The organism is Mesorhizobium sp. M0317 (assembly GCF_040321555.1).
Classification (GTDB): Bacteria; Pseudomonadota; Alphaproteobacteria; order Rhizobiales; family Rhizobiaceae; genus Mesorhizobium.
Genome location: NZ_JAMYRV010000001.1, coordinates 235,605 through 247,705, shown reverse-complemented (window position 1 = coordinate 247,705; position 12,101 = coordinate 235,605). Strand labels below are relative to the sequence as shown.

The 12,101-nt window shown below is 61.0% G+C and carries 12 protein-coding genes and 1 pseudogene; 4 read left to right on the top strand and 9 right to left on the bottom strand.

The features are described 5' to 3' along the window. Window positions 1-252: 252 nt before the first annotated feature. Entirely contained in the window at window positions 253-1,356 is a 1,104-nt protein-coding gene (gene recA / locus NKI88_RS01250) for a recombinase RecA (protein ID WP_023669117.1), read from the bottom strand. A gap of 335 nt (window positions 1,357-1,691) precedes the next feature. Further along, window positions 1,692-2,636: a DUF8453 domain-containing protein gene (locus NKI88_RS01245; protein ID WP_352653564.1), complete on the bottom strand. Its 945-nt coding sequence runs from the start codon at window positions 2,634-2,636 to the stop codon at window positions 1,692-1,694. 134 nt (window positions 2,637-2,770) lie between these two features. On the opposite strand from NKI88_RS01245, the gene NKI88_RS01240 reads away from it, so the two are divergent. Then, complete coding sequence (locus tag NKI88_RS01240) at window positions 2,771-3,427, top strand: hypothetical protein (protein WP_352653563.1); 657 nt, start codon at window positions 2,771-2,773, stop codon at window positions 3,425-3,427. Window positions 3,428-3,490: 63 nt separating this feature from the next. On the opposite strand, the pseudogene NKI88_RS01235 reads toward NKI88_RS01240, so the two are convergent. Further along, a pseudogene (locus tag NKI88_RS01235) lies at window positions 3,491-4,368 on the bottom strand (IS1595 family transposase). Between the two features lie 185 nt (window positions 4,369-4,553). Here NKI88_RS01235 and NKI88_RS01230 point away from each other — a divergent pair. Continuing rightward, the gene (locus NKI88_RS01230) at window positions 4,554-5,498 is read left to right on the top strand and encodes a carbohydrate kinase family protein (protein WP_023826169.1); all 945 of its coding nucleotides are present in this window, start codon (window positions 4,554-4,556) and stop codon (window positions 5,496-5,498) included. 70 nt (window positions 5,499-5,568) lie between these two features. Beyond that, entirely contained in the window at window positions 5,569-6,486 is a 918-nt protein-coding gene (locus NKI88_RS01225; protein ID WP_023726931.1) for a pseudouridine-5'-phosphate glycosidase, read from the top strand. Between the two features lie 202 nt (window positions 6,487-6,688). Here the strand turns inward: NKI88_RS01225 and NKI88_RS01220 are convergent, their stop codons facing one another. After that, window positions 6,689-7,012 carry a TfoX/Sxy family protein gene (locus tag NKI88_RS01220; protein ID WP_352653562.1) on the bottom strand — a complete coding sequence of 108 codons (324 nt, stop codon included), beginning with the start codon at window positions 7,010-7,012 and terminating at the stop codon, window positions 6,689-6,691. Between the two features lie 83 nt (window positions 7,013-7,095). On the opposite strand from NKI88_RS01220, the gene NKI88_RS01215 reads away from it, so the two are divergent. After that, window positions 7,096-7,593, top strand: a complete 498-nt coding sequence (locus tag NKI88_RS01215; RefSeq protein ID WP_023706439.1) for a GFA family protein — start codon at window positions 7,096-7,098, stop codon at window positions 7,591-7,593. A 143-nt stretch (window positions 7,594-7,736) separates the two neighbouring features. Here the strand turns inward: NKI88_RS01215 and sufA are convergent, their stop codons facing one another. The 5 genes from sufA to sufC form a co-directional block, all read right to left on the bottom strand. Then, window positions 7,737-8,117: a Fe-S cluster assembly scaffold SufA gene (gene sufA / locus NKI88_RS01210; RefSeq protein ID WP_013532156.1), complete on the bottom strand. Its 381-nt coding sequence runs from the start codon at window positions 8,115-8,117 to the stop codon at window positions 7,737-7,739. A 105-nt stretch (window positions 8,118-8,222) separates the two neighbouring features. Then, window positions 8,223-8,609, bottom strand: a complete 387-nt coding sequence (locus NKI88_RS01205) for an SUF system Fe-S cluster assembly protein (protein ID WP_023709315.1) — start codon at window positions 8,607-8,609, stop codon at window positions 8,223-8,225. 21 nt (window positions 8,610-8,630) lie between these two features. Next, a complete protein-coding gene (locus NKI88_RS01200; RefSeq protein WP_352653561.1) occupies window positions 8,631-9,872 on the bottom strand; it encodes a cysteine desulfurase in 1,242 nt (413 codons plus the stop codon). 137 nt (window positions 9,873-10,009) lie between these two features. Next, on the bottom strand, window positions 10,010-11,278 hold the full coding sequence (gene sufD / locus NKI88_RS01195; protein WP_352653560.1) for a Fe-S cluster assembly protein SufD: 1,269 nt from the start codon (window positions 11,276-11,278) through the stop codon (window positions 10,010-10,012). A 40-nt stretch (window positions 11,279-11,318) separates the two neighbouring features. Beyond that, a complete protein-coding gene (gene sufC / locus NKI88_RS01190) occupies window positions 11,319-12,074 on the bottom strand; it encodes a Fe-S cluster assembly ATPase SufC (protein WP_352653559.1) in 756 nt (251 codons plus the stop codon). Window positions 12,075-12,101 lie beyond the last annotated feature (27 nt).

Here is a 12,101-nt window from a genome sequence, read left to right as displayed (position 1 = left end):
AAACCGCCGGCACGGCCGGCGGACACTGGTCTCTGCTTTTTAGAAGATTGACTTGGCCTTTTAGCGGGCACGCCCCACCCTGTCCAGAAACACGGAATTGGGCCAATCCGGCAACTGCCAAGCCGGCTTCACGCTGCCCAAAAACGAAAACCGCCGGCGCGAAGGCCGGCGGTTTGAAACGCAATACTAAAGAACTCGGTTACTTAAGCATCGGATAATGGACTGGATTTATGGCCGAACTCTGGCCGTGCCCTACATGGCGCCGGATTCTTCCTCGAAGCCGTCGTCGCTTTCGCCGCGCTCGGGGCCACCATTTTCAAGAAATTTCTCGGCGATCAGCCCGGCATTCTGCCGCAGCGCAAGTTCGATCTCACGCGCCGTGTCGGGATTGTCGCGCAGGAACAGTTTGGCGTTTTCGCGACCTTGGCCGAGACGCTGCGAATTGTAGGAGAACCAGGCGCCGGACTTCTCGACCACGCCGGCCTTGACGCCGAGATCGACCAGTTCGCCGGTCTTGGAGACGCCCTCGCCATACATGATGTCGAACTCGACCACCTTGAAGGGCGGCGCCAGCTTGTTCTTGACCACCTTGACGCGGGTCTGGTTGCCGACGACCTCGTCGCGGTCCTTGACCGAGCCGATGCGGCGGATGTCGAGGCGCACCGAAGCGTAGAATTTCAGCGCGTTGCCGCCGGTCGTGGTTTCCGGCGAACCGAACATGACGCCGATCTTCATGCGGATCTGGTTGATGAAGATGACCATGGTGTTGGAGCGCGAGATCGAGGCAGTCAGCTTGCGCAGCGCCTGGCTCATCAGACGAGCCTGGAGACCGGGCAGCGAATCGCCCATCTCGCCCTCGATTTCAGCGCGCGGCGTCAGGGCGGCCACCGAATCGACGACCAGAACGTCGATGGCGCCGGAACGCACCAGCGTGTCGCAGATTTCCAGCGCCTGCTCGCCGGTGTCCGGCTGCGAGATCAAGAGGTTTTCCAGATCGACGCCGAGCTTGCGGGCATAGACCGGGTCGAGCGCGTGCTCGGCATCGACGAAGGCACAGATGCCGCCCTTCTTCTGGGCTTCCGCCACCGTGTGCAGCGCCAGCGTCGTCTTGCCCGAGCTTTCCGGCCCGTAGATCTCGACAATGCGGCCGCGCGGCAGGCCACCGACGCCAAGCGCGATGTCGAGGCCAAGCGATCCGGTCGGCACGGTTTCAATCTCGACGACCTGCTCGTTGGCGCCCAGCCGCATGATCGAGCCCTTGCCGAAGGCGCGCTCGATTTGCGACAGCGCCGCGTCCAGAGCCTTTGATTTGTCCACCGCTTTGTCCTCTACAAGCCGCAAAGAATTCTGAGCCATGATACATCACCCCTTGGTCGTCAATGAAGGCCGGACAATCCGTAATCCCTGCCCATTTTGTACTACTTTTGTTCTCGTTTGGCAAGAGGGGTCAAATAACTGAAAAACCATCTTTATCCGGATTTGTTCTTTTTTTGTCTCTTGGTTTGGTTTTCGGATGTATCCCGTGCGAACATGTAATTATTTTGCTAGGAAAAGACTCCTGCCGCCCTCTCCGATTCGGAGGGTGCGCCTATGTGTAGGTTTAGCGCTAGGGGCTATGCGCCTATGCTGGCTTGGCTGCCTGCTTTTCGCGGCGCTCTTTCTCGCTGGCGGACCGCTTTATGCGGCGGTAATCAACGATCCATCCCGAACTGAACTGCGGCATGAGTTGCATAGGAAGTCGCAATTCCTTGCCCCTCTTGGACTGCCTTAGCGATTTTTGCCCTGCTCGGCCCGTGCAAGAACAGGAATGTCGAGCCCATATCGACGTTTCCCGTTTTGATATCGAAAACGGTTTGATACCCCAGAAGACCGTCCACATTGAATCCGGGGCTTCGGATTCCGGGGCCAGATTCGTCAGTTTTTCCAAATGCGCCAAGAAAATACTCGCCCTCACTACCCGGCTGTATGATCTTGGCAATTGGGAATTCGGTCACGGCTCCTTCGACATGGCCGCCGGTCGGTTTTTCATCAAAGACCACGGCGCTACTTCTCTGGAAATGGGCAGTGACGTTGAAGGCCGGAGAGTTTCCGGCATTTCGCACCCTTATGAAGACCTGCGGGTCGATGCCGCCGTTATAAACAACCGTTCCGCCGGTGACGGCAAGATACGCACGGGTCTGGAGTTCGCCCATTTCGCGAGTGTCAGCGATGGCCTTGTCGGCCAAGTCAGCAGAACGAACGGCGGCATTGGTGGCGCGGATGGTGAAGCCGATAGTGACCAGAATGGCAATAATGCCGGCGATCCCTACGCCAACCTGCCACCATGCCGTTACTACCTGCCACTCACTGGCTGTAGCGCTTCTATCGGCAGCATTGGCGGCTTCCTTCTGGGCTTTCAAATCGTCGGCATCGTGCTTGTCGCTTGTGGCTTCGCGATCCCTGGTACGCTGGGTCTCTTCTGGACTTTCGACGATGCGTACAGGGATAGAAGGTTCGCCGGCATTGGCCTGAGTGCCGTTTGTCTTCCCGTCTTTGCCTTCTTGCTGGCTTGGGGCTTCAGCGGCCACCCCTTGGGTTTCCTGCGCGCTTACGTGGGTGGCTAGCACCATGAACAGCGCAAGGAATAGAAAACGCATCGCAATCCCCCCGGAACGCACAAGCATTCATCTTGCGGGAGAAGTGATGACTCCACAACCGGAAGGATTCCGGTCATTGTCCGGTGATGGGCTATTTGGGGAAATGCTTGCATCGAGCCTTCGCCGGTTCAGTCTTGTTCACGGACAAGCTCTCTATCGTCGCTGGCGTTCTAGTTCCCGCAATCCTTGTGGTCGCGGGTAAGGCAGTGACAGAAGCCATTCAGGGATATGTTGCTTGGTTCATCATCCTCGCAGTAGGGGGAGGCGTGATTTTGAGGCTTCTAACGGCCCCCTATTTTATTTGGAAAGAAGACCAAGCCAAGATCACCAGTTTGGGAGCGGCGCTGAACTCCCCTGCGCAGCGGCAACGAGACATCCTCGCCGAACTGATCGCCAAAGAAAAAATAAGGGCGGCTGAAGAGATAACACGAGTCCGCCGCATAATTGGCGACTTTGATAAAACGCAAGATGACAAGAGGAAGGCTTTCCATGGATCGGAACTTCTCTCTGATAAATTCATGAGCGACCAGAAATTTAATTCCGCTTGGAATGATTTTTACGATGCCTGCAATTTGGCATTTGCCGAGTGGCAGGCCGCTCAGGCGCATCCGGACCTAGGGCCTTTTGCACGAATGCAATTCAATCGCGCACGCGGAGTGGTGGACGCTTGTGCCAGTGCGCTAATTGACTATCTGCTGTATGATATCCCTCCACAGATTAGCTCTGAAGCCCGTCAGTCTCTTGAGGCTCCACGAGATACAGAGGCACAAAGGATCACTGCTACAGGATGACCCAACCCGACCATAACAAACGTTTCGACCGCCTTCTAAAGGCGATGGCAACCAAGCCAGCGCTCACTTCCCAACAGGGCGCGGGAACGATTGCAGCAAGAGATCAATCATCAAGTGGGGTTCCCGACGAAGGTTCTGCCGGTACTCGAACTCCCAAAGGTAGGTCTGCAACCACTTCTTCGAAACCGAAACGTAAGTCCCGCTCATCGAACGCCTGACATGCGACCAGAAAGCTTCGATGTTGTTGGTGTGGACTTGCCCGTTCACGTACTCGCCAGCACTATGGTTGACGGTGCCGCGCATGTAGCCGTTTTCCATCAGTTCGCCGTATGAAACAATTCGTCGGTCGCAACGCGCGAACCCTGCTTAACCCACTTCAATATGGCTGGCATGATATGGCGAGCCTTGCGGCTAGGAATGACCTGCGTCACCACATCGCCACCGCGCTCAATGGCACCAAAGATAATCGCCTTGTCATCCTCGCCGCGCTTATCGACGCCACCGAAATACATTTCGTCAGCCTCTACAATGCCGCCATCCTTGCCGCCAAGCGTGTTGTCGCCGTCGACATAGCCCATGTACTGGCGAATGAGATTGCACATGCGCCACGCGGTCTTGTAGGTCACGCCAATCGTGCGCTGGACTTCCTTCGCGGACACGCCGTTGCGGGATGACGTAAACAGGAACATGACGGTAAACCAGTCGCGCAATGAGGTGCGCGTAGCTTCGAATGGCGTGCCGGCGGTCGGGTAGACCTGCGCACCACAGAAGTCGCACTCATAGCAGCGGCGAGCCTTCACGCGGTGGAACTTAGCTACGCGATGGCATTTGGCGCATGAATGACGCTCGCCGTACCGTGTCACCATGAGGTGTTCAAGGCAGGCGTCTTCTGTCGTGAAGCGCTCTTGGAACTGGCGAAGGGTGGGAAGTTTGTTGCTCATACTGAATTATATAGCGTGAGCCTTTACATGTTTCAAGGGGATACATCCCTTGGTTTTCGGACGCGTTCCGCATTGGGCCAGACGCGCCGGCTGTTTCGATCGGCCGAATCGCCGGCTCGCCTGCGAAGCTCCGCCGCACAGCGTAGCGCTTGTGTGGCTCGAATAACAAAGGTCATATCGCCGGCATGGTGAAATCAGCAAAGATACTGGCGGTGGGCGGCGCCCATATCGATCGCCGCGGCCAGGTGTCGGGCACGTACGTGCCCGCGGCGTCCAACCCCGGCACGATGCGCGAGGATGTCGGCGGCGGCGTCTTCAACGCGCTGCGCAGCCTGGTGCGGCGCGGCGTCTCGGCCTCGCTTTTGTCGGTGCGCGGCGGCGATGCCTCGGCCGAGACGGTTGCGCGCGCCATCGCCGACTCCGGCATTGCCGACCTGTCGGCGGTTTTCCTCGACCGCACGACGCCGAGCTACACGGCGCTGATCGATCGCGACGGCGAGCTGATCACCGGCTTTGCCGATATGGCGCTCTACGATTTGGCGTTCCCCAAGCAGATCCGCCGCTCCAAGGTGCGCGAGGTGGTCGCCGAGGCCGATGCGGTGCTCTGCGACGCCAATCTGCCATCAACGGCGCTGGAGCGGCTGGTGGGGCTCGCCGCCGGCAAGCCGGTGTTCGCCATCGCCATTTCGCCGGCCAAGGTGGTGCGGCTGATACCGGTGCTGAAGGAACTCGCGCAGGTCTTCATGAACCGGCGCGAGGCCATGGTGCTGGCCGGCGTCGATGCCAATGCCACCGAGCGCGAGACCGTCGACGGACTGCGCTGCAGCGGCCTCACCAGTGGCGTGGTGACGGCGGGCGACGGCCCGGTGCTGGGATTCGACGAAGCCGGCGCCTTCTCTATCCTGCCGCCGGCGCCGAGAAAAGTCGCCGACGTCACCGGCGCCGGCGACGCGCTGGCCGGCGCCACCATCGCTGCCCTGCTGCGCGGCCTGGCATTGCGCCAGGCCCTCCGCGAAGGCGTTGCCGCGGCGACGCTCGCCATCGAAAGTTCGGATGCCGTGCCGGCCTTCACCGCCGCGACCTTCACCGAGGCACTGGCTCTTGTGCCCGACGCGCAGGAAATGGCATGAGGGCGGCCAATTGCCATTGCCGGAGCGCGACGTCCAAGCGGACGCGCGGATCTCCGGATCGGAGACCATCATGACACCGCAAAGCGCCCGCCCCTTCATCGACCTCCACGCGCCCGTGGCCGAGGCGCTCGCCGCTGGCCGCCCCGTCGTGGCGCTGGAAAGCACCATCATCACCCATGGCATGCCTTACCCCGACAATGGCGCCATGGCCGCCAATGTCGAAAAGATCATCCTGGACAATGGCGCGGTGCCGGCGACGATCGCCGTGGTCGCCGGCCGCATCAAGATCGGACTGTCCGACGGCGAGCGCGAGTCGCTGGCCATGACCGGCGATGCCATGAAGCTGTCGCGCGCCGATCTCGGCTTTGCAGTCGCGCAAGGCCGCACCGGCGGCACCACGGTCGCCGCCACCATGATCGCGGCCGACATGGTCGGGATAAAGGTGTTCGCCACCGGCGGCATTGGCGGCGTCCACAAGGGCGCGGAAAAAAGCTTCGACATCTCGGCCGATCTCGACGAGTTGGCGCGCACGCCGGTCATCGTCGTCTCGGCCGGCGCCAAGGCGATCCTCGACATCGAAAAGACGCTGGAAGTGCTGGAGACGCGCGGCGTGCCGGTGATTGGCCATGGCTGCGAGACGATGCCGGCCTTCTGGTCGCGGCATTCGCCGTTCCGCGCGCCGCTGACCCTGCACAGACCGGAAGAGATCGCGCATTTCTACAAGACCAGGGCGGCACTTGGCCTGGTCGGCGGCATGCTGATCGCCAACCCGGTGCCGCAGGACGATGAAATCCCGGCCGACGAGATGGCCGGCTATATCGAGGCCGCGCAGAAGGCGGCGGAAGTGCAGAATGTGACCGGAAAGGCGGTGACGCCGTTCCTGTTGGGCAAAATCCTCGAACTGACCGGCGGCCGGAGCTTGAAGACCAACATCGCGCTGGTCGAGAACAATGCGCGGTTGGCGGCGAGGATTGCGAAGGCGCTGTAGGATCGCCTACGTCGGCGGGACAGCACCCCCCCTGGCCTGCCGGCCATCTCCCCCGCAAGGAGGGAGATTAACAGCTTAGCCGCAGGCTCCCATTTTCAACGTTGGTGATTGGCGAAGGCCAATGTGACAACTGATCTCCCCCCTTGCGGGGGAGATGTCCGGCAGGACAGAGGGGGGTGGGAAGAAACGCGGCGGTCCCGGTTCACTTCCCCGCCCTTCGTCCCGCCTCATACGCCCGGCGCGCCCACACCCTCATCTCGTCAGGATCATCAAACGCGTCGTCGGGAATGCTCCAGTACGGCATCGCGACCAGCTTGCCGTGGCGGGTGCCGGTATAGGTCCATTGCTTGCAGCCGGCGGCTTCGAAGTCGGGCGCGCTTTGCGCGTCAGCCTTGAGCAGCAATTCGCCGCGCAGCACGATGGCGACGATGACGCCGTCGAAATAGATACCCTTGCCGCCGAACAGTTTTTGGATACTGACCGGGCCGAGGCCTTCGAACAGTTCTTCGATGCGTTCATTGTCCATGCCGCAATCATGTCACCGGGCTTGCCATGGCTGCAATCAAAAACCATGCTGGCAAGTTGAGAGCCATCCGTCGGAGTCTTGTCATGCCGCTGCTGCTCAAGGGATCCTGCCGCTGCGATGCCGTCCATTTCGAGGTGGAGAGCAACACGCCGGTGCCGTTCATGCTGTGCTACTGCTCGATCTGCCGCAAGCAGCAGGGCGGCGGCGGCTTCGCCATCAATCTCGGCGCCGATTACAAGACGCTGAAAATCAAGGGCAAGCGCAATCTCGGCGTCTACCAGGCCGAGATCGCGGACGACGAGCATCCAAAGTGTGAGATTTCGACGGGCGAGCGCAATTTCTGCAAGAAGTGCGGTTCGGCGCTCTGGCTCTACGATCCGACATGGCCGGACCTGGTCCACCCCTTCGCCTCGGCAATCGACAGCGAGTTGCCGAAGCCGCCGGAGAAGGTGCATCTGATGTTGAAATACAAGGCGAGTTGGGTCGAGCCGGTGATCGGCAAAAAGGACAAGGCGTTCGACGTCTATCCCGAGGAATCGATCGCCGACTGGCACAAGCGGACGAAGATGTGGGTGAAGTGAGGGCTCGGAGCGCGACTTGCGATGGTTAGCACTGCCCCTCACCCGGCCCTTCGGGCCGTTCGTCATTCGAAAAGCCAAGCAATTGGCTTTTCGCCCGCTGCGCGGACCATTCCTCACCTCCCCGTGAACGGGGATAAGGAAGATCAGGCCGAAGCGCGCGCCTCAGCCAGCGCCTTCAGGTCGGCGGGCTTCAGTTCGACGGATTCGCCGCAGCCGCAGGCCGAACTCTGGTTCGGGTTGTGGAAGGTGAAGCCGGTGCGCAGCGTGGTCTGCTCGAAATCCATCTCGGTGCCGAACAGGAAAAGGGCAGCCTCGGGCGCGACATAGACATGCGCGCCGTCGCGTTCGATATGGTCGTCCTTGGTGTTGGGCTCGGTCACCAGGTCGACCGTGTATTCCATGCCGGCGCAGCCGCCCTTCTTGATGCCGAGGCGAATGCCATGCGCATTGTCGCGCGTGGCGACGATCTCGCGCACCCGGTCGGCTGCCTTTTCGGTCATCGTGATGACGGCGAAGCGTCCCATTCTCTTTCCTCTTCCATCCCATGCAGGTTCAAGGCCTGCCGAATGATTCCTCACCTAAAATGGTGAAGTTTTACCACTGGTGCAAGTGCACCAACCTCAGTCAACCTAGTACCAGCCCACCGCCACCTGCGCCTCTTCCGACATGCGGTCGGGCGACCAGGGCGGGTCGAAGGTCATGTTGACCTCGACGCCGGAGACGCCTTCGACGGCGCCGACGGCGTTTTCCACCCAGCCGGGCATTTCGCCGGCCACCGGACAGCCGGGCGCGGTCAGCGTCATGTCGATCTTGACCGCGCGGTTGTCCTCGATGTCGATCTTGTAGATGAGGCCGAGCTCATAGATGTCGGCCGGTATTTCCGGGTCATAGACCGTCTTCAGCGCCGAGACGATGTCGTCGGTCAGCCGCGCCAGCTCGTCGGCGGGAATGGCCGAGGCGGAAACCAGCGGATTGATGGCTGCTTCCGGCGCGGTGGTGTGGCTCGCATCATCCATGGTCGTCATCCAAAGAACCTGTCACCCGAAGAACTTGCGCGCTTTTTCCAGCGCATCGGCCAAAGCGTCGACTTCGGCCCTGTTATTATACATGCCGAACGATGCCCTGCATGTGGAGGTTACGCCAAAGCGTTTCAACAGCGGCTGGGCGCAATGGGTGCCCGCGCGGACGGCAACACCCTGCCTGTCTATCACCATCGACACGTCATGGGCATGAATGCCCTGCAATTCGAAGGAAATTATGGCGCCCTTGTCCGGCGCGTCGCCGAAGATGCGCAGCGAGTTGATGGCGCGCAGCCGTTCATGCGCATAGGTCTTGAGATCGGCCTCATGGGCGGCAATGCGCTCGCGGCCAACCTTTTCCATGTATTCCAATGCTGCACCCAGGCCAATCGCCTGCACGATCGGCGGCGTGCCGGCCTCGAAGCGGTGCGGCGGCTCGTTGTAGGTGACGATGTCTTCAGTCACCTCCTCGATCATTTCGCCTCCGCCCATGAAGGGGCGCATGGCCGAGAGAATATCCTTCTTGCCGTAAAGCACGCCGATGCCGGACGGCCCGTAAACCTTGTGGCCGGTGAAGACGAAGAAATCGCAGTCGAGGTCCTGCACGTCGATCGGCATGTGCACGGCGCTCTGGCTGCCGTCGACAAGTACGGGAATTCCACGCGAATGCGCGATGCGCACGATTTCCTTGATCGGCGTTACCGTGCCCAGCGCGTTCGACATATGCGTGATGGCGACGAGCTTGGTCTTGTCGGTCAGGCGCTTTTCGAATTCCTCGATGTGGAAGATGCCGAGATCGTCGACCGGCACCCAGACCAGCTTGGCGCCCTGCCGTTCCCGGATGAAATGCCACGGCACGATGTTGGAGTGGTGCTCCATGATCGACAGCACGATCTCGTCGCCCGCGCCGATATTGGGCATGCCATAGCCGTAAGCGACGGTGTTGATGGCGGCTGTCGTGTTCGAGGTGAAGACGATGTTGTCGGTGCTTGGCGCGTTGAGGAAGCGACGCACCGCCTCGCGCGCCTTCTCATAGGCGTCGGTTGCGGCATTGGACAGGAAATGCAGGCCGCGATGGACGTTGGCGTATTCCTGGGAATAGGCGTGCTGGATCGTATCCAGCACCACCTGCGGCTTCTGCGCCGATGCGCCATTGTCGAGATAGACCAGCGGTTTGCCGTAGACTTCGCGCGACAGGATCGGGAAGTCGCGGCGGATCGCCTCGACGTCGTATGGGGTGGTTTCGATCTTCTGGTCCATTACAAGCTCTCTTGAGGCACCGCCTCGCTTCGTCACGCACCCCTCATCCGACCGAGCTTCGCTCGGCCATCGCCCGGGGCGAGTCACTTGCCTCGCCCGTCCTTCGGACCCCACAAGGGGAGAAGGGAAAGAGGCGCTTACCCGTGCGCCACAAACCAGTCGTCGAGCCTTGTTTCCAGGGCCTCGACGATGGTTTTGTCGTCCAGTTCCTCGATCACTTCGGCGACGAACGCCTTGACCAGCAGGCCGCGGGCGCTCTTCTCGTCGATGCCGCGAGCCATCAGGTAGAACAGATGGTTGTGGTCGATCTCGGTGACGGTCGCGCCATGGCCACAGATGACGTCGTCGGCGAAGATTTCCAGCTCCGGCTTGGTCGAGAACTCGCCATCATCCGACAAAAGCAGCGTGTTGCAGGCCATCTTGGCGTTGGTCTTCTGCGCGTATTGGTGGACGTTGATGCGGCCCTGGAAGACGCCGCGCGCCTTGCCGGTCACGACATTGCGGATTACTTCCGTCGACGTCGTATGCGGCACGGCATGGTCGAGCACCATGGTCACGTCGGTGTGGGTGTCGCCGGCGAGCAGGTTGATGCCGCGCAATTTGAAGTCGGCGCCTTCGCCCGTGGTCTTCACCACGATCTCCTGGCGCACAAGCTTGCCGCCGGCATTCATGAAAAACAGTGTCAGTTTCGAATTCTTGCCGAGATGCGCCTTGAACTGCGCCAGATGGGTGGCCGTCTCCGGCTGTTCCTGGATGATCAGCCAGGTCACCTCGGCGCCCTCGCCCAACACCAGCTGGCTGACGGAGCTGGCCAGAGCCGCGCCCTCGCCCGCCTGACGCTCGACGATCGCAGCCTTGGCGCCGGCGCCGACACGCACGGGAAAGCGCACATGGGTCTGGCCGCCGGCCTGCAGGTTCTGCAATTCGATCGGCTTTTCCAGTGCTGTGCCATCCGCAATGTCGACGAAATAGCCGTCAGCGACAAAGGCGGTGTTCAGCGCACCGATGGCGTCATCGCTGCCATAGGGGTCGAGGCCGGGTGCAATCGAGCCGTCGGTCAGCTTTTCCGACAGGCGCTGGATCGTCACGCCCTCGATCGCGGGGAATTTCGCGCCGGAGACGCCGTTCAGAACCGCCAGCACGGCGGAGCCTTCGACGATGGGCGCCAGCCCCTTGGCGGCGGCTGTCGGATCGAACGCCGGCACCGCGGTCAACAGCCGGCGCAGGTCAGTGTAATGCCAGGATTCGATGCGCCGCGTCGGCAGGCCGTGCTTGATCGCCTCGATGGCGTCGTCGCGCTTCAGCATCACCGCACCGTCGCCCGGCAGCAGCGACAGCCGCTCGCCGAAAGCGTCGATCAACGCCGTTTCAGCCTGGGTGCGCTGGGGTGTCGAATGCATGTTCATAAGCTTGGCCCTGTCTTTTGGTACAAAATGACCTGGCATCTCACGCGGCTTCGCCGATCACGCCGGCATAGCCATTGGCTTCGAGATCGAGCGCCAGCGACTTGTCGCCGGACTTGATCACCTGGCCCTTGTATAGGACGTGCACGCTATCGGGCACGATGTGCTCGAGCAGGCGCTGGTAGTGGGTGATGACGATGATGGCACGGGCGGGCGAACGCAGCGCGTTGACGCCGTCCGAGACGATCTTCAGCGCATCGATGTCGAGGCCGGAATCGGTCTCGTCGAGCACGCAGAGCTTTGGCTCCAGCAGCTTCATCTGCAGGATCTCGGCCCGCTTCTTCTCGCCGCCGGAAAAGCCGACATTGAGCGGCCGCTTGAGCATTGCCATGTCCATGTTGAGCGAGGCTGCCGCCTCTTTCACCCGCTTCAAAAATTCCGGAATTTTTAGCGGCTCCTCGCCGCGCGCCTTGCGCTGCTCGTTCATCGCCACCTTCAGGAATTCCATGGTCGCGACACCCGGTATCTCCATCGGATACTGGAAGGCGAGGAAGATGCCCGCGGTGGCGCGCTCGGCCGGGTCCATTTCGAGGATCGACTGGCCGTTATAGAGGATGTCGCCTTCGGTGACCTCATAGTCCTCGCGGCCGGCGAGGATGTAGGACAGCGTCGATTTGCCCGAGCCGTTCGGGCCCATGATGGCGGCGACCTCGCCGTTTTTCACCGTCAGGTTCAGGCCGCGGATGATCTCGGTGCCGTCATCGACGATGCGGGCATGCAGATTCTTGATCTCAAGCATTTTTTCTTTCCTGGATATATATTGTCC

Coding starts and splice junctions, on each gene's coding strand:
- NKI88_RS01245 (WP_352653564.1), bottom strand. CDS start 2,636: ATGCGTTTTCTATTCCTTGCGCTGTTCATGGTGCTAGCCACCCACGTA.
- recA (WP_023669117.1), bottom strand. CDS start 1,356: ATGGCTCAGAATTCTTTGCGGCTTGTAGAGGACAAAGCGGTGGACAAA.
- NKI88_RS01230 (WP_023826169.1), top strand. CDS start 4,554: ATGGTGAAATCAGCAAAGATACTGGCGGTGGGCGGCGCCCATATCGAT.
- NKI88_RS01215 (WP_023706439.1), top strand. CDS start 7,096: ATGCCGCTGCTGCTCAAGGGATCCTGCCGCTGCGATGCCGTCCATTTC.
- sufA (WP_013532156.1), bottom strand. CDS start 8,117: ATGGGACGCTTCGCCGTCATCACGATGACCGAAAAGGCAGCCGACCGG.
- sufC (WP_352653559.1), bottom strand. CDS start 12,074: ATGCTTGAGATCAAGAATCTGCATGCCCGCATCGTCGATGACGGCACC.
- NKI88_RS01220 (WP_352653562.1), bottom strand. CDS start 7,012: ATGGACAATGAACGCATCGAAGAACTGTTCGAAGGCCTCGGCCCGGTC.
- sufD (WP_352653560.1), bottom strand. CDS start 11,278: ATGAACATGCATTCGACACCCCAGCGCACCCAGGCTGAAACGGCGTTG.
- NKI88_RS01225 (WP_023726931.1), top strand. CDS start 5,569: ATGACACCGCAAAGCGCCCGCCCCTTCATCGACCTCCACGCGCCCGTG.
- NKI88_RS01205 (WP_023709315.1), bottom strand. CDS start 8,609: ATGGATGATGCGAGCCACACCACCGCGCCGGAAGCAGCCATCAATCCG.
- NKI88_RS01200 (WP_352653561.1), bottom strand. CDS start 9,872: ATGGACCAGAAGATCGAAACCACCCCATACGACGTCGAGGCGATCCGC.